At 65.8% G+C, this 24,910-nt stretch carries 20 protein-coding genes and 1 tRNA gene; 9 read left to right on the top strand and 12 right to left on the bottom strand.

The features are described 5' to 3' along the window. Window positions 1-52: 52 nt before the first annotated feature. Window positions 53-3,535, bottom strand: a complete 3,483-nt coding sequence (mfd, locus tag AAFN89_RS00730) for a transcription-repair coupling factor (RefSeq protein ID WP_347534877.1) — start codon at window positions 3,533-3,535, stop codon at window positions 53-55. 11 nt (window positions 3,536-3,546) lie between these two features. Next, a complete protein-coding gene (locus AAFN89_RS00725) occupies window positions 3,547-3,837 on the bottom strand; it encodes a succinate dehydrogenase assembly factor 2 (protein ID WP_347534875.1) in 291 nt (96 codons plus the stop codon). Between the two features lie 47 nt (window positions 3,838-3,884). On the opposite strand from AAFN89_RS00725, the gene recG reads away from it, so the two are divergent. Next, window positions 3,885-5,966: an ATP-dependent DNA helicase RecG gene (gene recG, locus AAFN89_RS00720; RefSeq protein ID WP_347534873.1), complete on the top strand. Its 2,082-nt coding sequence runs from the start codon at window positions 3,885-3,887 to the stop codon at window positions 5,964-5,966. 2 nt (window positions 5,967-5,968) lie between these two features. Here the strand turns inward: recG and AAFN89_RS00715 are convergent, their stop codons facing one another. Next, on the bottom strand, window positions 5,969-6,634 hold the full coding sequence (locus AAFN89_RS00715) for a DUF502 domain-containing protein (RefSeq protein ID WP_347535511.1): 666 nt from the start codon (window positions 6,632-6,634) through the stop codon (window positions 5,969-5,971). 234 nt (window positions 6,635-6,868) lie between these two features. Between AAFN89_RS00715 and AAFN89_RS00710 the strand changes: the two genes are divergently transcribed. Together AAFN89_RS00710 and AAFN89_RS00705 are read left to right on the top strand one after the other, a co-directional pair. Beyond that, entirely contained in the window at window positions 6,869-7,573 is a 705-nt protein-coding gene (locus tag AAFN89_RS00710; protein WP_347534871.1) for a Crp/Fnr family transcriptional regulator, read from the top strand. A gap of 271 nt (window positions 7,574-7,844) precedes the next feature. Continuing rightward, a complete protein-coding gene (locus AAFN89_RS00705) occupies window positions 7,845-8,381 on the top strand; it encodes an NUDIX hydrolase (RefSeq protein ID WP_347534869.1) in 537 nt (178 codons plus the stop codon). Between the two features lie 5 nt (window positions 8,382-8,386). On the opposite strand, the gene AAFN89_RS00700 is transcribed toward AAFN89_RS00705, so the two are convergent. The 7 genes from AAFN89_RS00700 to AAFN89_RS00670 all read right to left on the bottom strand — a co-directional run bounded on the left by AAFN89_RS00700 (window position 8,387) and on the right by AAFN89_RS00670 (window position 15,017). Beyond that, complete coding sequence (locus tag AAFN89_RS00700) at window positions 8,387-8,608, bottom strand: hypothetical protein (protein WP_347534867.1); 222 nt, start codon at window positions 8,606-8,608, stop codon at window positions 8,387-8,389. A gap of 149 nt (window positions 8,609-8,757) precedes the next feature. After that, the gene (locus AAFN89_RS00695; RefSeq protein ID WP_347534865.1) at window positions 8,758-9,078 is read right to left on the bottom strand and encodes a hypothetical protein; all 321 of its coding nucleotides are present in this window, start codon (window positions 9,076-9,078) and stop codon (window positions 8,758-8,760) included. A 101-nt stretch (window positions 9,079-9,179) separates the two neighbouring features. After that, window positions 9,180-9,255 (bottom strand) — tRNA-Lys (locus AAFN89_RS00690). Between the two features lie 124 nt (window positions 9,256-9,379). Next, window positions 9,380-10,030: a LysE family translocator gene (locus AAFN89_RS00685; protein WP_347534863.1), complete on the bottom strand. Its 651-nt coding sequence runs from the start codon at window positions 10,028-10,030 to the stop codon at window positions 9,380-9,382. Between the two features lie 132 nt (window positions 10,031-10,162). Beyond that, window positions 10,163-10,684: a pantetheine-phosphate adenylyltransferase gene (coaD, locus tag AAFN89_RS00680; RefSeq protein WP_347534861.1), complete on the bottom strand. Its 522-nt coding sequence runs from the start codon at window positions 10,682-10,684 to the stop codon at window positions 10,163-10,165. A 9-nt stretch (window positions 10,685-10,693) separates the two neighbouring features. Continuing rightward, window positions 10,694-13,474, bottom strand: coding sequence for a DNA gyrase subunit A (gene gyrA, locus AAFN89_RS00675; RefSeq protein ID WP_347534859.1), 2,781 nt, complete (start codon window positions 13,472-13,474; stop codon window positions 10,694-10,696). 142 nt (window positions 13,475-13,616) lie between these two features. Then, window positions 13,617-15,017 (bottom strand): MATE family efflux transporter, encoded by a 1,401-nt coding sequence (locus tag AAFN89_RS00670; protein ID WP_347534857.1) that lies wholly within the window; start codon window positions 15,015-15,017, stop codon window positions 13,617-13,619. Between the two features lie 196 nt (window positions 15,018-15,213). Here AAFN89_RS00670 and AAFN89_RS00665 point away from each other — a divergent pair, with 196 nt between their 5' ends. Together AAFN89_RS00665 and AAFN89_RS00660 are read left to right on the top strand one after the other, a co-directional pair. Then, window positions 15,214-17,349 (top strand): VTT domain-containing protein, encoded by a 2,136-nt coding sequence (locus AAFN89_RS00665; RefSeq protein WP_347534855.1) that lies wholly within the window; start codon window positions 15,214-15,216, stop codon window positions 17,347-17,349. A gap of 5 nt (window positions 17,350-17,354) precedes the next feature. Beyond that, window positions 17,355-18,041 carry an endonuclease/exonuclease/phosphatase family protein gene (locus AAFN89_RS00660; protein ID WP_347534853.1) on the top strand — a complete coding sequence of 229 codons (687 nt, stop codon included), beginning with the start codon at window positions 17,355-17,357 and terminating at the stop codon, window positions 18,039-18,041. Between the two features lies 1 nt (window position 18,042). Here AAFN89_RS00660 and ssb read toward each other — a convergent pair whose 3' ends face one another. Further along, on the bottom strand, window positions 18,043-18,537 hold the full coding sequence (ssb, locus tag AAFN89_RS00655; protein WP_347534851.1) for a single-stranded DNA-binding protein: 495 nt from the start codon (window positions 18,535-18,537) through the stop codon (window positions 18,043-18,045). Window positions 18,538-18,693: 156 nt separating this feature from the next. Here ssb and AAFN89_RS00650 point away from each other — a divergent pair, with 156 nt between their 5' ends. The 3 genes from AAFN89_RS00650 to uvrA all read left to right on the top strand — a co-directional run bounded on the left by AAFN89_RS00650 (window position 18,694) and on the right by uvrA (window position 22,395). Further along, window positions 18,694-18,993, top strand: coding sequence for a hypothetical protein (locus AAFN89_RS00650; protein WP_347534849.1), 300 nt, complete (start codon window positions 18,694-18,696; stop codon window positions 18,991-18,993). Continuing rightward, on the top strand, window positions 18,990-19,418 hold the full coding sequence (locus AAFN89_RS00645; RefSeq protein WP_347534847.1) for a PIN domain-containing protein: 429 nt from the start codon (window positions 18,990-18,992) through the stop codon (window positions 19,416-19,418). Before AAFN89_RS00650 ends, AAFN89_RS00645 begins: the two co-directional genes overlap by 4 nt. A gap of 112 nt (window positions 19,419-19,530) precedes the next feature. Beyond that, window positions 19,531-22,395 (top strand): excinuclease ABC subunit UvrA, encoded by a 2,865-nt coding sequence (gene uvrA, locus AAFN89_RS00640; RefSeq protein WP_347534845.1) that lies wholly within the window; start codon window positions 19,531-19,533, stop codon window positions 22,393-22,395. A 220-nt stretch (window positions 22,396-22,615) separates the two neighbouring features. On the opposite strand, the gene AAFN89_RS00635 is transcribed toward uvrA, so the two are convergent. Next, a complete protein-coding gene (locus tag AAFN89_RS00635) occupies window positions 22,616-23,404 on the bottom strand; it encodes a hypothetical protein (protein WP_347534843.1) in 789 nt (262 codons plus the stop codon). A gap of 145 nt (window positions 23,405-23,549) precedes the next feature. Between AAFN89_RS00635 and trmFO the strand changes: the two genes are divergently transcribed. Continuing rightward, entirely contained in the window at window positions 23,550-24,908 is a 1,359-nt protein-coding gene (gene trmFO / locus AAFN89_RS00630; protein ID WP_347534841.1) for a methylenetetrahydrofolate--tRNA-(uracil(54)-C(5))-methyltransferase (FADH(2)-oxidizing) TrmFO, read from the top strand. Window positions 24,909-24,910: the final 2 nt, after the last annotated feature.

The raw sequence follows: 24,910 nt of genomic DNA, 5'->3' as shown, positions 1-24,910 counted from the left end.
CTGTGTAAGACAAAATATAAGACGTGGCGTAAGAACTAACAAGCCGCCTCCCTCACGCCGCGACGGCCATCAGGTCCTGCATGAGGCGCTGGACGCCCTTCACGCGGGCCGGCGTGTCGTCCCAGGCGCGGGTGTAGACGACCTTGTGGTCGGGCCGGACCTTCATCGAGCCGGCCTGGCGGGCGATGAAGTCGATCAGCCTTTCGGGATGGCGGAAGCTGTTGTTGTGGAAGGTCAGCACCGCGCCGCGCGGGCCGGCCTCCAGCTTCTCCACGCCGACTTCCTTGCAGAGGCGCTTCAGCGCGATCAGGGTCAGCAGGTTCTCGACCTCCGGCGGCAGGGAGCCGAACCGGTCGACAAGCTCCGCCGCGAAGCTGTCGATCTCCACCGCGTCGACCAGCCGCGATATCCGGCGGTAGAGCTCCAGCCGGACGTTGAGGTCCGGCACGTAGTCTTCCGGGATCATCACCGCGATGCCGAGATTGATCTGGGGGATCCATTGATCCTCGATCTCCGCCGCGACGCCGCCGCCATGGCGGGCGGCGGCGACCGCCTCCTCCAGCATCTGCTGGTAGAGCTCGACCCCGACCTCCCTTATATGGCCCGACTGCTCCTCGCCCAGCAAATTGCCGGCGCCGCGTATGTCCATGTCGTGGGAGGCGAGCGAGAAGCCCGCGCCCAGCGTGTCCAGCGTCTCGATCACATGCAGGCGGCGCTGCGCGACCTCGGACAGCGCGGTGCGCGGGGCGTATGTCAGATAGGCATAGCCGCGCGTCTTCGACCGGCCGATGCGGCCGCGAAGCTGGTAGAGCTGGGCCAGCCCGAACATGTCGGCGCGATGGATGACGATCGTGTTCGCCGAGGGCACGTCCAGCCCGCTTTCCACGATCGTCGTCGACAGCAGGACATCGAACTGACCGTCATAGAAGGCGGTCATGACGTTCTCCAGTTGGGCGGAAGCCATGCGTCCGTGTGCTTCCACGATCTTGACCTCCGGCACCAGCTCCTTCAGGCGCTGGTGGACCTTCGTCAGATCCTCGATCCGGGGGCAGACATAGTAGGTCTGGCCGCCGCGGAAGTGCTCCCGCATGATCGCCTCGCGGATCACCACGGGATCGAAGGGCAGGACGAAGGTCCGGACCGCCAGCCGGTCGACCGGCGGCGTGGCGATGAGCGACAGCTCCCGCACCCCGGCCAGCGCCAGTTGAAGCGTGCGCGGGATCGGCGTCGCCGTCAGCGTCAGGACATGGACGTCCTGGCGCAATTCCTTCAACCGCTCCTTCTGCTTGACGCCGAAATGCTGCTCCTCGTCCACGATGACCAGGCCGAGCCGCTTGAAGTTGATCGACTTGCCGAGGATCGCGTGAGTGCCGACGATGATGTCGATATCGCCCGAAGCCAGCCCTTCCTTGACCTGCTTCGTCTCCGCCGCGCCGACCAGCCGCGAGAGCTGGGCCACCTTCAGCGGCAGTCCCTTGAAGCGCTGGCTGAAGGTCTTGAAGTGCTGGCGGGCCAGAAGGGTCGTCGGCACCACGATGGCCACCTGATGCCCTGCCATGGCCGCGACGAAGGCGCTGCGCATTGCGACTTCCGTCTTGCCGAAGCCGACATCGCCGCAGACGAGGCGGTCCATGGGCCGGCCGGATCCCAGATCGTCCAGCACGTCCTCGATCGCCTTCAACTGATCGTCGGTCTCCGGATAAGGGAAACGGGCGGAGAATTCGTCATAGGCGCCGGTCGCCGGCATGATCGGGTCCGACCGCTTGACCTCCCGCAATGCGGCGATGCGCATGAGATGGTCGGCCATGTCCTTCAGCCGCTTCTTGACCCTGGACTTCCGCGCCTGCCAGCCCGCCCCGCCCAGCTTGTCGAGTTGCGCCGGCGTGTCGTCCGATCCGAAGCGGGACAGGACCTCGATATTCTCCACCGGCACGAACAGCTTGTCGTCGCCGCCATAGATGATGCGCAGGCAGTCATGCGCCGCGCCCGACACTTCCAGCGTCACGATGCCGTCATAGCGGCCGATGCCATGATCGACATGAACGACCAGGTCGCCGGGCGACAGGGAGGAGACTTCTTGGATGAACTTGTCCGACTGACGCCGGCGGCGGGCCGGACGGGTCAGCCGGTCGCCGAACAGATCCTGTTCGGAGACGACGGCCAGGTCTCCGGAGACGAAGCCGTTCTCCATCGGCAGGATGGTGGTGGCGACCGCGCCCGGCTTGATGGCCTGCAGTTCCGGCCAATCCTCGACCGGCGTCAGCGGCGCGATGCCGTGATCGGCCAGAAGGCCCTGGAGTCGTTCGCGCGCGCCGCGGGTGGAGCCGGCAACGACCAGTCGCCTCTCCTTGTTCGCCAGTGCCTTCAGATGGTCGCGCAGCGCGTCGAAGACGTTGATGTCGGGGTTGGCGCGGGCGTCGGCGAAATCCCTGCCACGCTGGCCGCCGAGATCGACGCTCCCCGCCACGCCTTCGGGCGGCGCGAAGGGAGAGAAAGCCCCGACGAAGCGGCCGGCCAGCAGCCTGTCGAACTCCTTCCGGTCCAGATAGAGCCGGTCGGGCGGCAGGGGCTTGTAGACGGGATTGTTCGTCCGCTTCTCGATCTCCTGCATCGATCGGCGGGCGTCGTGGAAATCATCGATCTGGGTCAGGCGCGTGTCCGTCGCCTCATCCGCCTGATGGTCGAGCGTGACCGAGGCGTCCGGCAGGTAGTCGAACAGCGTCTCCAGCCCCTCATGGAACAGGGGCAGCCAATGTTCCATCCCGGCGTGGCGACGCCCCTCGCTGATCGCCTCATAGAGCGGATCGTCGTCGGTGACGGCGCCGAACAGTTCCCGGTAGCCCGACCGGAAGCGCGCGATCGAGGCATCGTTCAGCAGCACTTCGGACATCGGCTTCAGCGCGATTCCGTCGATCGATCCGGTCGTCCGCTGCGACATCGGGTCGAAGACGCGGATTCCCTCCAGATCCTCCCCGAACAGATCCAGCCGGTAGGCCTCTCCGGCGGCCGATCCGGGCGGAAAGATATCGACGATGCCGCCGCGCACGGCGAACTCCCCCGGCTCCCGCACCGTCTGGGTCCGGGAATAGCCGTTCTGGGCCAGGAAGTGCTGCAACGCCGCGATATCGACCTGCGCCCCCACCTTCGTAACGAAGGTCGAGGCGGAGAAGGCGTCGCGCGGCGGCGTCCTCTGGAGCACGGCGTTCACGGTGGTCACCACGACCCGGCCCGAAGCCGGCGGCGCGCCGTTCGCCAGCCGCGTCAGCGCGTCGATCCGCCTGCCCACCACGTCGACATTGGGCGATACGCGATCGTAGGGAAGGCAATCCCAGGCGGGAATCTGGATCACCTCCAGCGCCGGCGCGAAGAATGCCAGCATCTCGACGATCCGCGCCATCCGCGAATCGTCCAGCGCGATATGGAGCACGGGCCTTCCGCCCGATCCGGCAAGATGGGCGATGAGACGGGCGTCGAGGCCCTCCGGGGCGCCTCCCAGAAGGTGGCGGCCGGGGCTGACGGAATTGGCTGGCAGCATGTCGATCAGGCTTACGGTCTGGCGGGGGACGGGACCTTGTGGGCCATCAGGAGGCGGGCGATTTCGGTGTCCAGGGCGGGCGGCAGAGGCTCGCGTCCGGAGAACCAGTTGTAGATATCGGGATCGCTATGCTCCAACAACGCTTCGAATAGGCTAAGCTGCCGCGCGTCGAATCCGTCGATGCGGGCGTCGGCGAAGCTGCCGAGCAGCAGGTCGGCCTCGCGTGTGCCGCGATGCCAGCATCGGAACCTGATTTGGCGGCGGCGGCGATCGATGTCTGCGGATACCGATGCGTCCGGCATGGTGGCCCCTGTCGATGTGAGAATGGACTGGATATAGAACCCGGCTCGTGCGACCGCAAATCCTCTATCCTCTTTTCGCGTCGGCGGCGACGCTGCCGGGCATCGGGGCGAAATCCCTGAAGCTGGTCGAGCGGCTGACCGGCGGCAAGGTCGTCGACCTGCTGTGGCACCTGCCGAACGGCGTCGTCGACCGGCGGCGGATCGTTCCTGTCGGCCAGGCCGCGCCCGGCGAGATCGCCACCTTCACGGTGCGGGTCGAGGAGCATCTTCCCGGCCGGAGCGCCCGTCAGCCCTACCGCGTTCGCTGCGCCGATTCCACGGGCGTCCTGGACCTCGTCTTCTTCCATGCGCGGGGAGACTGGCTGCTGAAACAGTTCCCGGTCGGCCAGGACCGGGTGGTCAGCGGGCGGGTGGAGTTCTTCCAGGCGACGGCGCAGATGCCGCACCCGGACCGGATCGGAACGCCGGAGGAACTGGACTCCATCGCGGTGGTGGAGCCGCAATATCCGCTGACGGCGGGCCTTACCTCACGGATGCTCGCCAAGGCGTCGGAGGCGGCGCTGAAGACCTTGCCAACCCTGCCCGAATGGCAGGATCCGCACTGGCTTTCGCGGCGTAAATGGCCGGACTGGGCGGCGGCGGTGAAGGAGGCGCACAATCCGGACGATCTGGCGGCGGTCGATCCTTCCCACCCGGCGCGCCAGCGGCTGGCCTTCGACGAGCTTCTGGCCAACCAGCTTGCCCTCGCGCTGGTGCGGCGATCCCAGCGCGGAGTTAAGGGACGGCCGCTCAAGGGGACAGGACGGCTTCGCGAGAAGGTGCTGGCGGGGCTTCCCTTCGGGCTGACGGGATCCCAGAACTTCGTCATCGGGGAAATCGACGCCGATATGGCGTCGACGAAACGGATGCTGCGGCTGCTTCAGGGCGATGTCGGGTCGGGCAAGACGGCCGTCGCCCTGATGGCGATGCTGACGGCCGTGGAGACCGGCGCGCAGGCGGCCCTGCTGGCGCCGACCGACATCCTGGCCCGCCAGCACCTGGAGACGATCGAGGCGATGGCGAAGCCCGCCGGCCTGACGATCGCCCTTCTGACCGGACGCGCCAAGGGCCGCCCCCGCGCGGAGCTGCTGGAGCGGCTGGCCAGCGGCGAGATCGATATCGTGATCGGAACCCACGCCCTGTTGCAGGAGGATGTGGCGTTCCGCGACCTGGCCTTCGCGGTCATCGACGAGCAGCACAGGTTCGGCGTCCATCAGCGGCTGTCGCTGTCCGCCAAGGGGGCGGGCATGGACGTGCTGGTCATGACGGCGACGCCGATCCCCCGCACGCTGCAGCTTACCGCCTATGGCGACATGGAGGTGTCGCGCCTGACGGAGAAGCCGCCCGGCCGGAAGCCGGTGGACACGCGCGCCCTCCCCCTCGACCGGCTGTCGGACATCGTGAACGCGGTGGAGCGCAAGCTGGCTGGAGGAGAGAAAATCTACTGGGTGTGCCCGCTGGTCGACGAATCGGAGGTCAGCGACCTGGCCGCCGCCACCGAACGCCACGCCTTCCTGCGGGCGCGGTTCGGCGATCGCGTCGGCCTGGTCCACGGCAAGCTGAAGCCGGCGGAGAAGGATCGGGTGATGGCGGATTTCATCGAGGGCGGGGTCGACATACTGGTCGCGACCACGGTCATCGAGGTCGGCGTCAACGTGCCCGCCGCGACCGTGATGGTGATCGAACATGCCGAAAGGTTCGGGCTCGCCCAGCTTCACCAGCTTCGCGGACGCATCGGGCGCGGCGACGGCGCTTCCTCCTGCCTCCTGCTCTACGCCGCGCCGCTGGGCGAAACGGCGAAAGCGCGGATCGCGACGCTGCGGGAGACGGAGGACGGGTTCCGGATCGCGGAGGAGGACCTTCGCCTGCGCGGCGCGGGGGAAGTTCTGGGCACAAGGCAGAGCGGGATGCCGACTTTCCGCCTGGCGGACATCGCCATCCATGGCGATCTGCTTCAGGCCGCGCGGGACGATGTGAAGCTGATCCTGGATCGCGATCCGGAGCTTTCAGGCCCGCGCGGAGAGGCGTTGCGCGTGCTGCTCTATTTGTTCGAACGGGACGCCGCCGTCCGCTACCTCCGGTCCGGCTGATCCTATCCGGTGGACCGGGACGGGATCACGTCCGGTTTCCGCTCCTGGGGCAATCGCCGGTCGGGCGGAGTCACGATGCCGCCGGAGACCACCATCTTGATTCCCTCCTCAACCGTCATGTCCAGCGTCACCAGTTCGCCGCGCGGCACGAAGAGCAGGAAGCCGGAGGTCGGGTTCGGCGTCGTGGGCAGGAAGACGTTGATCACCTCGTCCTCCGTCAGATCCTGGATTTCACCCTTCGTCGCGCCCGTGATGAAACCGATGGCCCATATTCCCTTCCGGGGATATTCGACCAGCACGACCTCCCGGAAGGCGCTGCTCTGGTTCGCCAGCACCGTCTCCAGGATCTGCTTGATCGCGCTATAGACGCTACGGACCGCCGGAATGCGGCCGACCATGCCCTCCGCCGTGCGGATGATGATGCGGCCGAGATAGCCGGCGGTCACAGCGCCGATCAGGATCAGGACCAGCACGATCACAACGACGCCGATGCCCGGCACGCTGAACGGAAGGTAGGTTTCGGGATTGAAGCGCGGCGGAAGGACCGCGTTGACGCGATCGTCGATGAAGGACACCAGCAGCCAGGCCAGATAGGTCGTGATCGCGATCGGGGCGGTCACCAGTATGCCGGCGAAGAAATAGGTGCGGAGACGGGCGACCAGCCCCATCTTCGGCGGCCGCCTCTTCCTCTGCCCGTCAGCCGGTATGCCGGCGCTTCTCTCAGCCTCGCCCACGATAATCCTCTCCCGGCCCTCTCCCGGCGTTTCGCCCGACAGGGTGCGTTCAAGAGAAACGCTCTGGCAACGTCTTTTGGTCAAGCGGCCGAAGGCGGCGAAGCTTCGGCTTTGCCTGCGGCGCTTCAATGCCTATTGTGGCCGCCAATAAACGAACTGGGGGCACAGGTGACGGTGGCGACGCAGAATTCCCTGGACAATCTGGCGTTCTTCGCCCCTCTCGACCATCGGACGAGAGAGGCGGTCGGCCAGCAATGCCGGTGGCGCCGGTTCGCGCCCAACGAACAGATCATCGACCGCCAGGATGAAGGGCGCGACGTCTATTTCCTGGTCGAGGGTCGGGTGCGGGTCGTGAATTATTCCCTCTCCGGGCGGGAGATCAGCTTCGACGATCTCGATCCCGGAAGCTATTTCGGCGAATTGTCGGCCATCGATGGCCTGCCCCGGTCGGCGAACGTCATCGCCTTGACCGACAGCCACGTCCTGATCATGCCGCAGGGCGTCTTCGAGCGGACGGTGACGGAGAACCCGACGCTCGCGCTCGGCGTCATGAAGAATCTCGCCTATGTCGTTCGGCGCGCGACGGAACGGATCATGGATCTGAGCACGCTTGGCGCGAACAACAGGGTCCATGCGGAGATATTGCGGCTCGCCAAAAGCCAGACCGAGGACGGCCGGAGCGCGATCGTCAAGCCCATTCCCGTCCATGGCGACATTGCCAGCCGGGTCAGCACCACGCGCGAGACCGTCGCGCGGGTGTTCGGCGACCTGGCCCGCACGGGGCTGGTGCAGCGCCGGTCCGATCACCTGCTGATCACCGACCTGGCCGAACTTCAGGAGATGGTTGAAGACGTGCGGGGCGACGGCGGCTGAATATTTTTGCCGGACAAGGAACTAAGTGTGCGTTTTGTCACTTTCAATTAACGCTCAATGAGCGATATTCTAATATATGAAGGTTAAGGGAGGTCCGGTCCCCCACCGGTTCCCTCCAGCCTTCAACCTCTGAACCACCTCGGTCCGGACCGGTTGGGTACCCCACCAACCGGTCCTTTTTTGTGCGCGATCCGGAGCGGCTATGAGTTCACCTGAAAATCCATGGACAACCTTTTCTTCCGAAACGGTTTATGAAAATCCATGGATATCGGTGACGCATCATGAAGTCCTGAATCCGGCGGGCGGGTCCGGCCTTTACGGCGTGGTGCGATTCAAGAATTGCGCGGTGGGCGTCGTGCCCGTGGACGCTGACGGTTTCATCCATCTGGTGGGACAGTACCGCTACCCGCTCGGTCGGTATTCCTGGGAGATACCGGAAGGCGGCGCGCCGCTGGACAGCGATCCGCTGGAGCATGCGAAGCGCGAACTGCTGGAGGAGACTGGGCTGGAATCGTCGGACTGGCGGCCGATCCTGGAGATGCACCTGTCGAACAGCGTCACAACGGAACATAGCCGCTGCTATCTGGCGCTCGACGTCCGCCGCACCGCGCCGCCCTCGCCCGACGAGGACGAGGATTTGAAACACCGCACGATACCGTTTTCCGAAGCGCTTGAGGAAATCTGGCGCGGCGAGATAACCGACGCGATCACCGTCGCCGGCCTTCTCAAGCTGCACGCCATGATGATCCGTGGCGAACTACCGTCCGCTACCCTGGATGCCCTGCGCCGGACCTTCGCCGAGGCCTGACCGCTTTAGAACCATCCGCCCGGCGACGCCCGCCGGCGTTCGAATCCCCGTACGCCGAGTTGCGGGCCGGCCGGAGCCATCGAACGCGACGGTTCGGTCCGTCGGAGCGTGGGCGTATCCTGCATCTGGTCGTGGCTGACCGGGCGCTCATCCCGACGGGCCCGACCGATCGCGATGATCAGCGCCAGCGCCACCGGCAGGATCACGATGCTGAGCCATAACAGCATGAGTCCCTCCAATAATAGAAATATCAATTGGTTGTCGGATTTTATTGATGTTTTGTCCCGACTTCCCGAAGTCGTTTCTTAACCTGTTCTCTTAGATAATATGGTAAATCGGAGAATGGATCAAAGGCCGGATAACGCTTAGGCGAGAATTAGGTGTCGACGTGGAGGTCGCGGACCTTCGCCTCGAACTCGTCGCGGATATCGTTGATGGTGGGCAGGTCAAGATCCCGAAGCTCGGCGTGGACCTTCTCGGCGGCGTGGGAGTTGAGATCGCGCCGGAAATTGACGACCACGTCCCGCGCGGAATCATAGCCGTGATAGCGGTCTATCTCCTTGCGCGTCGCTTCCTGGACATGATCCAGCTTGCGTTTCTCCGCCTCAGACCGTCCGTCAGGCCGCGCCTTCATGACGGGTTCGAAAGAGTGGTCGATCAGGAAGTCGACGAGTTGTCGCTTGGCGTCCGCAGGCATGATGAAAACCTCACAAAATGGCTGTGTGGCTCCCAACAGGCTGCCTGCGGGAAGGTTCACGGGTTTTTGGAAACCCGGACTGTCAAGATCATGCTGTTTGGTGGTGACCGCTCAGGGGCTCGAACCCTGGACCTACTGATTAAAAGTCAGTTGCTCTACCAGCTGAGCTAAGCGGTCATCGCCGGCTTTCGCGGCCGAGAATTTCCCCGCATCCGCAGCGGGGCGGACCATAAAAGCGGATTGGGACGGGGTCAACCGGGGTCACTTCGCATCATCATGTTTTGCGCATGATGCATCGCCTTTAAGATGGGGCGGGACGAGCGTCGCCCGACATCAGCAGCCGAATTCCCAAGACGATCATTACCGCACCCGCGAACCGCTCCTGCCACGCCAGCCAACCCGGTCGTCGCGCGAGCCAACCACCGACAGCACCGGAAGCCAGCGCGGCCGAACCGAGCACCAGAACGCCAGAGAGCTTCTGCAATATTCCGAGCATGAGGAGCTGTGGCCCCACCGGTCCGGCCCCCGGATCGACGAACTGCGGCAGGAAGGCGAACATGAAGAGCAGAGGTTTCGGATTGATCAGGTTATTGATCATGCCCTCGCGCATGGCTGGCCAGGCAGCAGAGCGTCGTGTACCGGCCGTTTCGGGGCGAGTGTGGGCGCTCTTCCAAATGAGCCGCACGCCGAGCCACAGGAGATAGGCTGCCCCTGCCCATTGCAGCAACGTGAAGGCGACAGGTGAGGCATAGAGCAGCGAGGCGACGCCGAGCACCAACAAAGGGAGCTGGACCAATCCGGCGAGAAGAGTCATGCCAAGCATGGTACAGAGAGCGATCCGCCTACCCTGCCCTACGCCCCTCCCAAGAATTAGCATCATGTCCGGTCCGGGCGTCACCTGCATGACGAATACAGCAACGCCAAAGGCGAGAAAGGCAGTTAAATCGGGCATGAAACCTACCTCATGATAATTGACTCATGCAGTGATGCATAAGGCAGGTGAAGAACTCGCGCTTCACATATCGCCTGATTTAGATTCCGGACTCATCTCCGCTACGGAGCCGTTACCGATCACCCGCGCCCGTCAATCCTCGCTGCCTTCGTCCTTCTGGCTGCGGAAGCTGACCGCCAGCCGTTCGGCGACGCGCGGACTGACGAAATGACTTATGTCGCCGCCCAGACGCCCGATCTCCTTCACGAACCGGGAGGAGATGAACTGGTTCCGGTCGGACGACATCAGGAAGGCGGTTTCGATGCCGGGATTGATCTTGGCGTTCATGCCGGCCATCTGGAATTCATACTCGAAATCCGACACGGCCCGCAGCCCCCGGATGATCAGGGACGCCGAAACGCTCTCGGCAAAATGCATCAGCAGATTGTCAAAGGGGTGGACCTCGATCCTTAGGCCCTTGGCGGTCAGGGACTCGATCTCCGCGCCGACAAGGTCCACCCGCTCGTCGGTCGAGAACAGCGGGCCCTTGCCGGCGTTGCGGGCGACGGCGACGATCAGCCTGTCGCAGAGGCGCGTCGCCCGGTGGATGATGTCGATATGGCCGTTCGTGATGGGATCGAACGTGCCCGGATAGACGGCGATCCGCTCGCTCATCCAGCCCCCCTACTCCGCACCGGCATCGCCCCCGTTTCCATCAGTTCCATCCGCGATCTCCCCCATATCCTCGCCCATCTCCCCGGCGAGGTCGTCCTCCACCTCGCCATTCCCGGAATCGGAGATCGCAGCGACCGACACCACCCGCTCATCCTCCGCGACCCGGAAGACCGTGACTCCCAGCGTCTTCCGCGCGGCGATGCGGATCTGGCCGACGGGGCAGCGCATGAGTTGCCCGCCATCGGTGACCAGGATGATCTCCGCGTCATGGCGTACCGGGAAGCAGGCGGAGACGGCCTGGTTGCGGTCGCCCATCTCCATCGCCCAGATGCCCTTGCCGCCCCGGCCGGTCTGCCGATATCCGTAGGAGGAAGACCGCTTGCCGAAGCCCTGCTCGCTGATGGTGAGGATGAAGTCCTCCTCCGCCATCATCTGGTCGAACCGCTCGGCCGAAAGCTCGATATCCTGGGTCTCGACCTCGTCGGCGCCGTCGGTCTCGACGCCCTCGGCCTGGCGCATCTCGTTGGCGCGCTTGAGGTAGGCCTTACGCTCGTCCGCCGTGGCGTCCATGTGGCGCAGGATCGACATGGAGATCACGCGGTCGCCCTTGGCCAGCCGGATGCCGCGCACGCCGGTCGAGGTGCGGCCGGAGAAGACGCGGACGTCGGTGGCGTGGAAGCGGATGCACATGCCCAGATGGGTCGCCAGCAGCACGTCGCTGTCTTCGGAGCAGGTATGGACGGCGATCAGGCTGTCGCCATCATCCAGCTTCATCGCGATCTTGCCGTTGCGGTTGATCTGCGTGAAATCGCTGAGCCGGTTGCGCCGGACATTGCCCGAGGCCGTGGCGAAGACGACGTTCAAATCGCCCCAGCTATCCTCATCCTCCGGCAGCGGCATCACCGTGGTGATGATCTCTCCCCGCTCCAGCGGCAGCATGTTGACCAGCGCCTTGCCGCGGCTCTGCGGCGTACCGACGGGCAGACGGTAGACCTTCAGCTTGTAGCAGATGCCGCGCGAGGAGAAGAACAGCATCGGCGTGTGGGTGTTGGCGATGAACAGGTCGGAGACGAAATCCTCCTCCTTCATCGCCATGCCGGACCGGCCCTTGCCGCCCCGGTGTTGCGCCCGGTAGGTCGACAGGGGCACGCGCTTGATGTAGCCGGCGTGGCTGACCGTGACGACCATGTCCTCCCGCGCGATCAGATCCTCGATGTCGGCCTCGAATTCGGCGTCCTCGATCATCGTCCGGCGCGGGGTGCCGAACTTCTCCTTCATCTCCAGGAGTTCTTCGCGGAGGATTTCCAGCAGCCGCTCGCGGGAGCGCAGGATTTCCAGATATTCCGCGATCCGGGCGACGACCTCGCTCAGATCCGCGCCGATCTTGTCGCGCTCCAGCCCGGTCAGCCGGTGCAGGCGCAGATCGAGGATCGCCTTGGCCTGCGCCTCGGACATCCGATAGGTGTTGTCCTCCCCCAGCGGGCGGTCGGGTTCGTCCACCAGTTGGATCAGCGGCGCCACGTCGCCGGCCGGCCAGGCCCGCGCCATCAACTGCTCGCGCGCCGCCTGGGGGTCGGGCGCGCGGCGGATCAGGGCGATCACCTCATCGATATTGGCGACGGCGACGCCGAGGCCGAGCAAGGTGTGTGCGCGATCCCGCGCCTTGCCCAGTTCGAAGATCGTCCGGCGGGTGATGACCTCCTCACGGAAGGCCAGGAACGCCTCGATGATCTGCTTCAGGTTCAGCAGTTCCGGACGGCCGCCGTTCAGCGCCAGCATGTTGACGCCGAAGGAGGTCTGTAGCGGCGTGAAGCGGTAGAGCTGGTTCAGCACCACGTCGGCGTTGGCGTCGCGCTTCAGTTCGACCACCACGCGGACGCCGTCCCGGTCGCTTTCGTCGCGCAGATCGGAGATGCCCTCGACCGTCTTCTCCTGGACGACCTCGGCGATCCGCTCCAGCATCCGGGACTTGTTGACCTGGAAGGGGATCTCCGTGACGACGATCGCCAGCCGGTCCTTCCGGATCTCCTCGATCGACGCCTTGCCGCGCATGATGACGCTGCCGCGCCCGGTATGGAGCGCGGCGCGCATGCCGGACCGCCCCAGGATCACGCCGCCGGTCGGGAAGTCCGGCCCCGGCACATGGTCCATCAGCTCGTCGAGGGAGATCAGCGGGTTGTCGATCGTTGCGATGCAGGCGTCGACCACCTCCCCCAGATTGTGGGGCGGGATGTTGGTCGCCATGCCGACGGCGATGCCGCCCGCGCCATTGACCAGAAGGTTGGGGAAGCGCGCCGGCAGGACGACCGCTTCCTCCATCGTCTCATCGTAGTTCGGCTGAAAATCGACCGTTTCCTTGTCGATGTCGTCCAGCATCGATTCGGAGGATTTGGCGAGCCGCGCCTCGGTGTACCGCATCGCCGCCGGCGGGTCGCCGTCCATCGACCCGAAATTGCCCTGCGGCTGGATGAGCGGCAGGCGCATGGAGAAATCCTGCGCCATACGGACCAGCGCGTCGTAGATCGAGGCGTCGCCATGCGGGTGGTACTTACCCATGACGTCGCCGACGATGCGGGAGGATTTCTTGAACGGTTTGGTCGAATCGTAGCCGGCCTCCTTCATCGCGAAGAGGATGCGGCGATGGACCGGCTTCAGCCCGTCGCGGACGTCGGGCAGCGCGCGGCTGACGATGACGCTCATCGCGTAATCGAGATAGGAGCGCTTCATCTCCTCCTCGATCGTCACGGGCTTGATGTCGAATCCGGACGGCTGAACGGGGCTATCGGTCAAGGGAATGATCCAGGAACAGGAAAGAGCGCGACCGCCGCGCCGGACCTGGGGTCTCGGGCGGAATCGCGCGCGGGAAAAAGACCGCGCACCCTAGCAAACAAAGATGCCCGGAACAATCGATGCGGGCGCGGCGGAATCCGTCCTAACCCGGAAGCTCCGCCGGCCGCGCCATAAGCCGCAGGTCGCGCCTGGAAAGGTAATGAAAACGCAAGGACAGGAGGACGATCGAGACGATGCTGGCGATGAGGATGCCTTCGAACAGGCCCATCACGCCGCGTCCCAACGGAAGCGCCAGGAACCACGCGGTCGGGACCATCACCAGCAGGTAGGAAATGGTGTGCGCCACCGTCGGGCCCAGCGCATCGCCCCTCCCCCGGAGCGCGTTCGCCACCACCACCTGCCCGCCATCGGCGACCAGGATGAAGGCGGTGATGGCGATGAGCGGAATGGAAGCCGCCAGCAATTCCGGTTCGTCCGTGAAGATGGCGGCGATCGCTCCGGGAAAGAACCACAGGAAGACACCGAGCAGAATCATCACCCCGGTATTGACGCCAAGGCCGGTCCAGCCGGCCAGCGCGAGGTCCGGCGCGTCCTCCCGCCCGTGGGCGATGCCGACCCGGACGGCGGTCGCGGAGCCAATGCCCAGCGCGACCATGAACATCAGCGCAAGGAGGTTGAGGCCGATCGAATAGGCGCCGAGCGCCACCGCGCCCAGCCAGCCGGCGAACAGGCTGAGGCTGGCGAACGAGCCGGCCTCGATCCCGATGGAGGCGCCGCCGCCATAGCCGATGCGACGCTGCGCCCCCCACTCCCGCCAGCGCCAGCCGGGCCATGTCCGGACGCCGTAGGCAGCGTGATCCGCCATGTTCAGCGCGTAGAGGACGAGTCCAATGGCGAGGCAGGTCCGGACGATGGTCGACGCCCAAGCTGCGCCGGCCGCGCCCAGTTCCGGCATCCCCCATTGGCCGAAGACGAGCAGCCAGTTGATGAAGGCGTTCAGGACGTTGGCCAGGATCATCGCGACCATGCCCGGCAACGGCCTCTTCAACCCTTCCAGGAAGAAGGCGGTGGTGGTGAAGATCAGGCTTGCCGGCAGGCCCAGCCCCAGGATGAACATCACATCCGCCGCCCCCGATGCGATCCGGGGTGACTGCCCAAGCGCGAGCAAGACTGGCTCACCGACCGAGCATATCGCCAGTCCGACGAGGCCGACGCCGCCGGCATAGACGACCGACCGCCGCCAGATCGCGCCGCACTCACGCGGCTGGCCGCGACCCAGCGCGTTCGCCGTCATCGCGAGGGTGCCGATGAGCAGCCCGGTTCCGCTGGCGATAAGCGCGCCCACCGGCGCGTTGGCGAGGGAAAGCTGGGCGAGGTCCAGCGTTCCGTATCGGCCGACGAAGACGACATCGACCATCGCCATCACCAGCAGCCCGGCCCTGGCCACGATCACAGGCGCGGCCAGGCGCAGCAGTTCGGAGACATGCCTTCTGACGCGGGAAAGCAGCCAGCTTTCCCCCTGTTGGACGGGGACCCTGTACATGGACCGCGCGCGACCGCGCCCTCTCAAAAATCTCGGTCGGTCGCTATATCACGGCCCCGGCGCTTCCACACGCGCTGGATTGAATGGCGTCAATCGGCGGTTTGCCGGACCCGTGGAACCGCGAGAGGACAATTTCATTTCCTAGAAGGGCCAAACGCAGGGAACGGCCCAGTCTTTCACGATCACGGACCAATGAATGAGCATCCTGGAGCCGGGAGACAGTTGCTGGCGGGTGGAACATGCCGACCGGGTCGCCCTGCTGATCGACGGGGAGGCCTATTTCGCCGCCCTGCGATCGGCGATCATGCAGGCGCGCAAATCCATCGTCATCCTGGCGTGGGAGCTTCACACGAAGGTCGAACTGGTGCGGGGAGCGCCGCCCGACGATGGCTGGCCGGTGGCGCTGGGGGCGCTGCTGCGCCGAGCGGTGGATGAAAACCGCGACCTGCAGGTGCGGGTGCTGCTGTGGGACTATGCCGTCATCTATGCGCTGGAGCGGGAGCTGTTCCCCCGCATCAGGCGGCCCTGGGACAACAGGCGGCGGATCGTCTTCCGGACTGACGGGCATCATCCGCCGACGGCGTCCCATCACCAGAAGCTGGTGGTGATCGACGACAATCTCGCCTTCTGCGGCGGGCTGGACATCACCGCCAACCGGTGGGACACGAGCGATCATCGGGCCGCCGATCCCCGGCGCACCAATCCCGACGGCGACCGCTACGAGCCGTTCCACGATGTGCAGATGATGGTCGACGGCGACGCCGCCCGCGCGCTGGGCGACCTGGCCCGCGACCGGTGGCGGCGCGCGGCCGGCCGGCGCTTCGCCGACTGGAAAAGCGGCGACGGCGATCCCTGGCCGGTCGAGACCGTCCCCGACGTCCGGAGCGTTCAGGTCGCCATCGCGCGGACCGAATCGCCCTGGCGCGACCGGCAGGAGGTCCGGGAGGTCGAGAAGGCGTGGGTGACGGCCGTGGAGGCGGCCCGGCGCCATATCTATATCGAGAACCAGTACTTCACCTCCGGCCGCGTCGGCGACGCCATCGCCCGGCGGCTCGACGAGGAGGACGGTCCGGAGATCGTCATCGTCCTGCCGCGCCGCAATAACGGATGGCTTGAGGAAGAGACGATGGGCGTCGGCCGGGACCGGCTGATCCGCCGGCTGCGGCGGGCCGACAGGCGGGATCGCCTTCGGATATGCCATCCCGTCCTGGCCGGCGACCATCCGCCGGATCTGAACATCCACGCCAAGGTGATGGTCGTCGACGACCGGCTGATGCGGGTGGGATCGAGCAATCTGTCGAACCGGTCGATGGGGCTGGACACGGAATGCGACCTGCTGGTCGAGGCCGGGGAGCGGCCGGAGGTGCGGCAGGCCATTGCACGCTTCCGCGACCGCCTGCTGGCCGAACATCTGGACCAGACGACCGATACCGTGCGGGAGACGATCGCGGAGACGGGATCGCTGATCGAGACCATCGGAAGATTGACCGGCGGCGGCCGGAGGCTGGAGGTCTTCGACGAACCGGCGCCCGAGACGCGGGATGTCATGGTTCCGGAATTCGAACTGATCGATCCCGACCGGCCGGTGCCACCCGAACAGATCGCCGCCCGCCTGATCACGCCGGAGGATTTCGAGAGTCCCGACGGGCAGGAACCGGACGAGGCGTCGCGTTGGCGCAGGCTGCGCCGGCCGATCGCGATCCTCCTGGCGGCGGCCTTCCTGGCGGCGGCATGGATCTGGACGCCGCTTTCGGACTACGCCAATCCGTCGGCCGCCATCGATTGGGCGCGGGGCTGGCAGGATGCGACGCTGGCGCCGCTGATCGTCATCGGGCTGTTCGTGCTCGGCGGCCTGGTCTCTTTCCCGGTCACGGTCATGATCTCGATGGTCGGGGTGGTCTTCCATCCCTTCTGGGGATCGCTCTACGCCTTCGTCGGCATCCTGCTCAGCGCGTCGCTGCTGTTCTTCATCGGCTTCGCGCTGGGGCGTGACGCCATCAGCCGGCTGAGCGGCCGGACCTTCGCCGCGATCAACGACCGGCTGGGCCGGCGGGGCATAACGACGGTGGCGATCATCAGGATGGTGCCGATCGCGCCGTTCAGCCTGGTCAACGTCGCCGCCGGCGCGCTGCGCATCCGGTTCCGGGACTTCATGATCGGCACGATCATGGGCATGGGGCCGGGGACGGTGGCGCTGATCCTGCTGGGCGACAGGTTCGCGGCGATGATCGAGGACCCGACGCCACGCAGCATCACGCTGCTGGGCGCGGCTATCCTCCTCCTGGTGGCGCTGGCGCTGGCCACGGATCACTGGCTGGCAAAGCGCCGGTGACCGCGTTGCGGATCGCGACATACAACGTCCATGGCGCTGTCGGCACGGACGGCCGCTACGATCCCATGAGGATCGTCAGCGTCATCAGGGCGATCGACCCCGACATATTGGCGCTGCAGGAAGTCGATACCCGCCGGCCGCGCCATGGCGGGCTGGACCAGTTCGAGCTGATCGCCGCGGAGACCGGACTGACCGGCGTGCCCGGCGGCAATATCCGCGACCATACCGGCGAGTACGGGAACGCCCTGTTCACCCGGTTCACAGTCGCAAGCAGCCGGCGGATCGACCTGTCGGTGGACCGGAGGGAACCGAGGGGCGCGCTGGATGTCGAGTTGGAGACGCCGCTGGGGGATATCCGCGTCGTCGCCACCCATCTTGGGCTGAGGGGCGCGGAACGGCGCGTCCAGATCGACCGGCTGATCGGCGGGCTGGGCGGGGTCGGCGGCCGGATCCTGCTGCTTGGCGATTTGAACGAGTGGCTGCCGGGAAGCAACCGGCGGCTCCGCCAACTGACCGGCCGCTTCCCCGAAGGCTGGTACGGCCGTACATGGCCGTCGCGAACGCCTGTCTTCGCGCTCGACCGGATCTACGCCGCCCCGAAACCCTACCGCGCCGAAAGCCTGGTCTGGCGGACCGAAGGCGCCCGGAGCGCGTCGGACCACCTGCCCTTCGTGGTGACGCTGGAATGGTAGGTCAGAACGGGATCTCGTCGTCCAGATCGTTCATCGGGCCGGGGCCCGGCGACCGGTCGCGGTCCTGGGAGCCGCCGCTGCGACCGCCACTGCTGCTGCCGTAATCCGGCCCGGAGTCGTAGGAGCCGCCACCGCCGCCCTCGCCCCTTCCGTCGAGCATCGTCAGTTCGCCCCGGAACGGGCGCAGCACGACTTCCGTCGAATATTTCTCCTGGCCGCTCTGGTCCTGCCATTTGCGGGTCTCGAGCTGGCCTTCGATATAGATCTTCGATCCCTTCTTCAGGAACCGCTCGCACACCCCGACCAGCGCGTCGTTGAACACCACGACGCGGTGCCATTCGGTCCGCTCCTTCCGTTCGCCGGAATTGCGGTCCTTCCAGCTTTCCGACGTGGCGAGCGACAGGTTGCAGACCCGCCCGCCCGACTGCATGGTGCGGACTTCGGGATCGCGGCCCAGATTGCCGACGAGAATGACCTTGTTGACGCTTCCTGCCATGTGCTTCGCGCTTGTCTTTGAGGGTGGGAACGAGGCGGCACCTTACTATCATGAGTCCGGAAGGCCAATGGCTGAGAGACGCCGATCGAGATGGCTACCCGGATTGCTTCTCCATCGATTTCAGGATATATTACCGGATAGACGTTGGAGGTATCGATGGGAACTTCGCAGAGGCGCGCCGTCCGGAACTACCGCTCTCGCCTGACCGAGCGCGGCCTTGCGCGCTTCGAGGTGCTTGGCCGCGATTCGGACCGCGATCTCCTCCGGTCATTGGCGCGTCGCCTCGCCGAGGATGATGCGGAGGCATCCAGATTGCGCGCCATCGTCGACCGGGCTGTCGCCGGTGAGCCTCCCAGGACAGGGGGCATCCTCGCCGCGTTGCGCAGGTCGCCGCTCGTGGATTCCGATCTCGACTTCAGCCGGGCGCATGAAGAGGGGCGCAAGGTCGATCTGTGACCCGCTACCTTCTCGACACCAACATCATCAGCAATGTCGTCAAACCGCAGCCGTCGGAACCATTGCTGGCATGGATGGCCGCGCAACGGGACGAAGACCTGTTCATCGCCTCCTTGACCGTTGCGGAAATCCGGCGCGGCATCCTGGAGAAGCCGCGCGGCAGGAAACGTGGCGCCCTCGACGCCTGGTTCTCCGGACCGGAAGGGCCGCAAGCGCTGTTCGCGGGCCGTATCCTGCCCTTCGACGACAGAGCGGGGCTGATCTGGGCGCAGCTTATGGTGGACGGGAAATCCGTCGGCCGGCCGCGAAGCGGGCTCGACATGATCATCGCCGCCATCGCCGGCGCGAACGAGTGCGTCGTGGTGACGGACAATGAGAGGGATTTCGCGGGGCTTCAGATCGTCAACCCGTTGCGTGAGTGCTGATACAGCAGGAGGAGTCGAAAATCCGCCCCGGCTCACCCATATTCAGTGGCCGGAATTTCCGCCCCATTTTTCTCCCCTTCCCCGCATTGGGCTTCCCTGATAAGAACAAGTCATGAACAAATACCTCAGTGTCCGCGGCGCGCGCGAGCACAATCTGAAGAATATCGACGTCGATCTGCCCCGCGACAGCCTGGTGGTCATCACCGGCCTGTCGGGTTCGGGCAAGTCCAGCCTGGCGTTCGACACGATCTACGCCGAAGGCCAGCGGCGCTATGTCGAGAGCCTGTCGGCCTATGCGCGCCAGTTCCTGGAGCTGATGCAGAAACCCGACGTCGATTCGATCGACGGGCTGTCGCCGGCGATCTCCATCGAACAGAAGACAACCAGCCGGAATCCCCGCTCCACCGTCGGGACGGTGACGGAGATCTACGACTATATGCGGCTGCTGTTCGCGCGGGTGGGCGTCCCCTACTCTCCCGCCACCGGGCTGCCGATCGAAAGCCAGACGGTCAGCCAGATGGTCGACCGCATCCTGGCGATGCCGGAGGGTACGCGGCTCTACCTGCTGGCGCCGATCGTCCGGGGCCGGAAGGGCGAATACAAAAAGGAGTTCCAGGACCTTCGCAAGCGCGGCTTCCAGCGCGTGAAGGTCGACGGAACGCTTCATGAGATCGACGAGGTTCCCGCCCTCAACAAGAAGCTCAAGCACGATATCGAGGTGGTGGTGGACCGCATCGTGGTCCGCGACGGGCTGGGCAACCGGCTGGCCGATTCTATTGAAACGGCGCTGGAGCTGGCGGACGGGCTCTGCATCGCGGAGAACGCCGATGCCGGCGAGGATGGGACAGCGGAGCGCACCGTCTTCTCCGCCAAGTTCGCCTGCCCGGTCTCCGGCTTCACCATCGACGAGATCGAGCCGCGCCTCTTTTCCTTCAACAACCCGTTCGGCGCCTGCCCGACCTGCGACGGGCTGGGGCAGAAGCTGGTATTCGACGCCATGCTGGTGGTGCCGGACGAAGGCAAGAGCCTCTATCAGGGCGCGATCGCGCCCTGGGCCAACTCCTCCTCCCAGTACTACCTCCAGACGCTGGACAGCCTGGCGCAGCATTACGGCTTCTCCACCCGGACGCCGTGGTGCGAACTGCCCGAAGAGGTGCGGGAGAAGGTGCTGTACGGCACCGGCACGACGCCGATCACCCTGAAATACGATGATGGGCTGCGCGCCTACAAGACGACCAAGCCGTTCGAGGGCATCATCCCGAACATGGCGCGGCGCTTCCGCGAATCCGACAGCGCCTGGGTCCGGGAGGAGCTGGGCAAGTACCAGAGCGCGATGCCCTGCGAGGCCTGCGGCGGGCTGCGGCTGAAGCCGGAGGCGCTGGCGGTGAAGGTCGGGATGCTGAACATCTCCCAGGTCGCGGAGATGTCGATCGGCCAGGTGGCGGAATGGTTCGCAGGGCTGAACGACAAGCTGTCCGCGAAGGACCAGGAGATCGCCTACCGCATCCTGAAGGAGATCAACGAGCGGTTGGGCTTCCTCACCTCCGTCGGCCTGTCCTACCTGACCCTGAGCCGGGGATCCGGATCGCTGTCCGGCGGGGAGAGCCAGCGCATCCGGCTGGCCTCGCAGATCGGGTCGGGGCTGACGGGCGTGCTCTACGTGCTGGACGAACCGTCGATCGGGCTGCACCAGCGCGACAATGACCGGCTGCTGGCGACGCTCCGTCGGCTGCGCGACCTGGGCAACACGGTCATCGTGGTCGAACATGACGAGGACGCGATCCGGGCGGCCGACTATCTGGTCGATATGGGCCCGGGCGCCGGCGTCCATGGCGGCGAGGTGATCGCCCAGGGCGCGGCGCAGGAGGTGATATCGAACCCGGCCAGCCTGACCGGCCAGTATCTGAGCGGCGCGAAGCAGATCCCGGTGCCGGAGAAGCGGCGGAAGAACAGGAAGAAGCACGTCATCCGCGTCGTCGGCGCGCGATCGAACAACCTGAAGAACGTGACGGCGGAAATCCCGCTGGGCACCTTCACCTGCGTGACCGGCGTGTCGGGCGGCGGCAAATCATCGCTGATCGTGGAGACGCTCTACAAGTCCCTGGCGCGGCAGTTGAACGGCGCGCGGGAGCATCCGGGCGACCATGACCGGATCGAGGGGCTGGAGTACCTGGACAAGATCATCGACATCGACCAGTCGCCGATCGGCCGCACGCCGCGGTCCAACCCCGCGACCTATACCGGGGCCTTCACGCCCATCCGCGACTGGTTCTCCGGGCTGCCGGAATCCAAGGCGCGCGGCTACGGGCCGGGCCGCTTCTCCTTCAACGTCAAGGGCGGGCGGTGCGAGGCGTGCCAGGGCGACGGCGTCATCAAGATCGAGATGCATTTCCTGCCGGACGTCTATGTCCAGTGCGATGTCTGCAAGGGCAAGCGCTACAATCGCGAGACGCTGGAAATCCACTATCGCGACAGATCGATAGCCGACGTTCTTGATATGACGGTCGAGGAAGGGGCGGAGTTCTTCAAGGCCGTGCCGTCGATCCGGGACAAGATGGAGACCCTGTCGCGGGTGGGCCTCAGCTACGTCAAGATCGGCCAGTCGGCGACCACCCTGTCAGGCGGCGAGGCGCAGCGGGTGAAGCTGTCCAAGGAGCTGTCGCGCCGGGCGACGGGCAAGACGCTCTACATCCTGGACGAACCCACGACCGGCCTGCATTTCGAGGATGTGCGGAAGCTTCTTGAAGTGCTGCATCAGCTTGTCGATCAGGGCAATACGGTCGTGGTGATCGAGCATAATCTGGAGGTCATCAAGACCGCGGACTGGATCATCGACCTGGGGCCGGAAGGCGGCGACGGCGGCGGCGAGATCGTGGCCGCTGGCCCGCCGGACGCGATCGTGGAGGAGCCGCGAAGCTATACCGGCCAGTATCTGGCGCCCTACATCGAACGCGCCGAGACGCTGAAGCGGGCCTGACTCAAAAAGCTCGTCATTCCGGACCTCACCGGCATCCATACGGTGTCGATGGAAGCGGGACCGCGCCCGTTCTTCGCGGCCGGTGAGGCGGCGATGGCCTATGGATTCCGGATCAAGTCCGGAATGACCAACAAGGGAAAATCTTCGCCCCTTCCCTCATGGTGAGCCTGTCGAACCATGTGTGCCCACACCTTTCGACAGGCTCAAGGTGAGGGGGTGGTCAGCTTCCCGTCCCCACCGCCGCCCAATAGGCCCTGTTGGCCGGGTCCAGCAGGTGGTCGTGGTGGGAGGCGAGGCATTGGCGGAAATTCATGAAGCCGCTGCCCGGATCGTCGCACCGCGCGAAGACGGTCCGCGCGATTGCGTCGCCCTCCGTTTCCGACCCGGCGACGGCGGAAAGCAGCACCGTGCGGTCCGGCAGGTCGCCGCGTCGCGTGTCCGGTACGGTATTGAGCCAGACGCCCAGCGTCCGGACGGCGGCGATCGACGGCCCCGCCTTGTCGACATAGGTGACGCCGACCTGGCGCAGCGGGCCCGTCGTCAGTTCGATCTCTCGCGCTATGGCGGGTTCGGCTGACCGGTCCAGTAGGCTGTCAGGTACCAGCGATACGCTTTCGCCGACCACCAGCGCCGCGTCCTGCAGTCCCAGGCGATCCACAATCTCCCGATCTATGGACACGGTCACGGCGCGATTGGCGCGCGCGGCGTTGAAGCGCATTGCCGCAGCGGTCAGCGCCACGGGCGACGCCATGCCGCCGTCACGATCGACGAGGGCGAAGCCCCCGGCGGAGGCAAGGCGGTAGGGAGTTCCCTCCTCCGGCACCGGCTTTTGCGCCTGGAGGCAGAAGGTGGAGATTTCGACCGTGCATTCCCGGTCGTCGCAGGTGAAGGGGATGGGATCGGCGCTGGCGATGACGCCCAGTATCTGCGGATCGGCGGCGAGCGTCGGCGACGCGGCCATCAAAACCGCCAGCGGAATCCATGCCAGACAGGCGAGCAGCCGTTTCATGGCCCGGTTTCCTCCGGAAGGACAAGCAGACGGGAATCGTGACAGGCCCCGTCCCGCCCGTCAACGGTTATGGAAAACCTCCCGCCGCGTTGCGCCCGCCCGGCGCCTTCGCTATGTGTGGCGCATGCTTTCAGGAGAGACAGAGATGACCCCCGTTCACGTGATCGGCGGCGGCCTGGCCGGCAGCGAGGCAGCCTGGCAACTGGCGCAGGCGGGCGTGCCCGTCACGCTGCATGAGATGCGGCCGGTCCGCATGACCGAGGCGCATCAGACGGAGGGGTTCGCGGAGCTTGTCTGCTCAAACTCCTTCCGGTCGGACGATGCCGAACAGAACGCCGTCGGCCTGCTGCATGAGGAGATGCGCCGCTGCGATTCGATCATCATCGCCAGCGGCGACGCGCACAAGGTGCCGGCGGGCGGCGCGCTGGCGGTCGACCGGGACGATTTCTCCCGCCAGGTCACCGAGAGGCTGACCGCCCATCCGCTGGTGACGGTGGAACGCGGCGAGGTCGGCGGGCTGCCGCCGGAGGCATGGGACAGCGTCATCGTCGCGACCGGCCCCCTCACCTCCCCCAGCCTGGCCGAAGCCGTCCGGGCGCTGACCGGGGAGGCGGAGTTGGCCTTCTTCGACGCCATCGCGCCGATCGTCCACAGAGACAGCATCGACATGTCGCGCGCCTGGTTCCAGTCCCGCTACGACAAGCCGGGACCGGGCGGCACCGGCAAGGACTACATCAACTGCGCCATGAGCCGGGAGCAGTATGAGGCGTTCCTCCAGGAATTGCTGGACGCGCCCAAGACCGAGTTCAAGGAGTGGGAGAAGGACACACCCTATTTCGAGGGCTGCCTGCCGATCGAGGTGATGGCCTCTCGCGGACCGGACACGCTGCGCTACGGCCCGATGAAGCCGGTCGGCCTGACCAACCCGCATAGCGAGGAGCGGCCCTGGGCAGTCGTCCAGCTTCGCCAGGACAATGCGCTGGGCACGCTCTACAACCTCGTCGGCTTCCAGACCAAGATGAAGTATGGCGACCAGACCCGCGTCCTCCGGATGATCCCGGGGCTGGAGAATGCGGAGTTCGCGCGGCTGGGCGGGCTGCACCGGAACACCTTCCTGAACAGCCCCAAGGTGCTGGATGGCTCCCTGCGGCTGATGGCCATGCCCCGCCTGCGTTTCGCCGGACAGGTGACGGGGGTCGAAGGCTATGTGGAGAGCGCGGCCATCGGCCTCTTGGCCGGGCGCTTCGCCGCCGCCGAACGGCTGGGGACGCCCTTGTCCTTCCCGCCGGCGACGACGGCGCTGGGGGCCCTTCTCTCCCACATCACCGGCGGGGCGGAGGCGGAGACGTTCCAGCCGATGAACGTGAATTTCGGCCTGTTCCCGGAACCGGAGATCCCGGCGGGCCAGCGGAAAATCAAGGGGCGCGACCGCAAGCGGGCCTATACCTCTCGCGCGCTGGCCGATCTCGATCGATGGCTGGACCGGCCGGCCGAAGCGGCCTGAGC

Source organism: Inquilinus sp. CAU 1745, assembly GCF_039839375.1.
Classification (GTDB): Bacteria; Pseudomonadota; Alphaproteobacteria; order DSM-16000; family Inquilinaceae; genus JBDOQU01.
The sequence above is the reverse complement of the archived record's forward strand: the minus strand, read 5'-3'. Positions and strand labels throughout refer to the sequence as shown.

Bases quoted from the DNA above. Each gene is read 5' to 3' on its own strand.
- uvrA (WP_347534845.1), top strand. From the start codon at position 19,531: ATGAACAAATACCTCAGTGTCCGCGGCGCGCGCGAGCACAATCTGAAG.
- AAFN89_RS00685 (WP_347534863.1), bottom strand. From the start codon at position 10,030: ATGCCCGATTTAACTGCCTTTCTCGCCTTTGGCGTTGCTGTATTCGTC.
- AAFN89_RS00650 (WP_347534849.1), top strand. From the start codon at position 18,694: ATGGGAACTTCGCAGAGGCGCGCCGTCCGGAACTACCGCTCTCGCCTG.
- AAFN89_RS00665 (WP_347534855.1), top strand. From the start codon at position 15,214: ATGAGCATCCTGGAGCCGGGAGACAGTTGCTGGCGGGTGGAACATGCC.
- AAFN89_RS00715 (WP_347535511.1), bottom strand. From the start codon at position 6,634: ATGGGGCTGGTCGCCCGTCTCCGCACCTATTTCTTCGCCGGCATACTG.
- AAFN89_RS00700 (WP_347534867.1), bottom strand. From the start codon at position 8,608: ATGCTGTTATGGCTCAGCATCGTGATCCTGCCGGTGGCGCTGGCGCTG.
- ssb (WP_347534851.1), bottom strand. From the start codon at position 18,537: ATGGCAGGAAGCGTCAACAAGGTCATTCTCGTCGGCAATCTGGGCCGC.
- AAFN89_RS00670 (WP_347534857.1), bottom strand. From the start codon at position 15,017: ATGTACAGGGTCCCCGTCCAACAGGGGGAAAGCTGGCTGCTTTCCCGC.
- trmFO (WP_347534841.1), top strand. From the start codon at position 23,550: ATGACCCCCGTTCACGTGATCGGCGGCGGCCTGGCCGGCAGCGAGGCA.
- coaD (WP_347534861.1), bottom strand. From the start codon at position 10,684: ATGAGCGAGCGGATCGCCGTCTATCCGGGCACGTTCGATCCCATCACG.
- mfd (WP_347534877.1), bottom strand. From the start codon at position 3,535: ATGCTGCCAGCCAATTCCGTCAGCCCCGGCCGCCACCTTCTGGGAGGC.
- AAFN89_RS00695 (WP_347534865.1), bottom strand. From the start codon at position 9,078: ATGCCTGCGGACGCCAAGCGACAACTCGTCGACTTCCTGATCGACCAC.
- AAFN89_RS00635 (WP_347534843.1), bottom strand. From the start codon at position 23,404: ATGAAACGGCTGCTCGCCTGTCTGGCATGGATTCCGCTGGCGGTTTTG.
- AAFN89_RS00725 (WP_347534875.1), bottom strand. From the start codon at position 3,837: ATGCCGGACGCATCGGTATCCGCAGACATCGATCGCCGCCGCCGCCAA.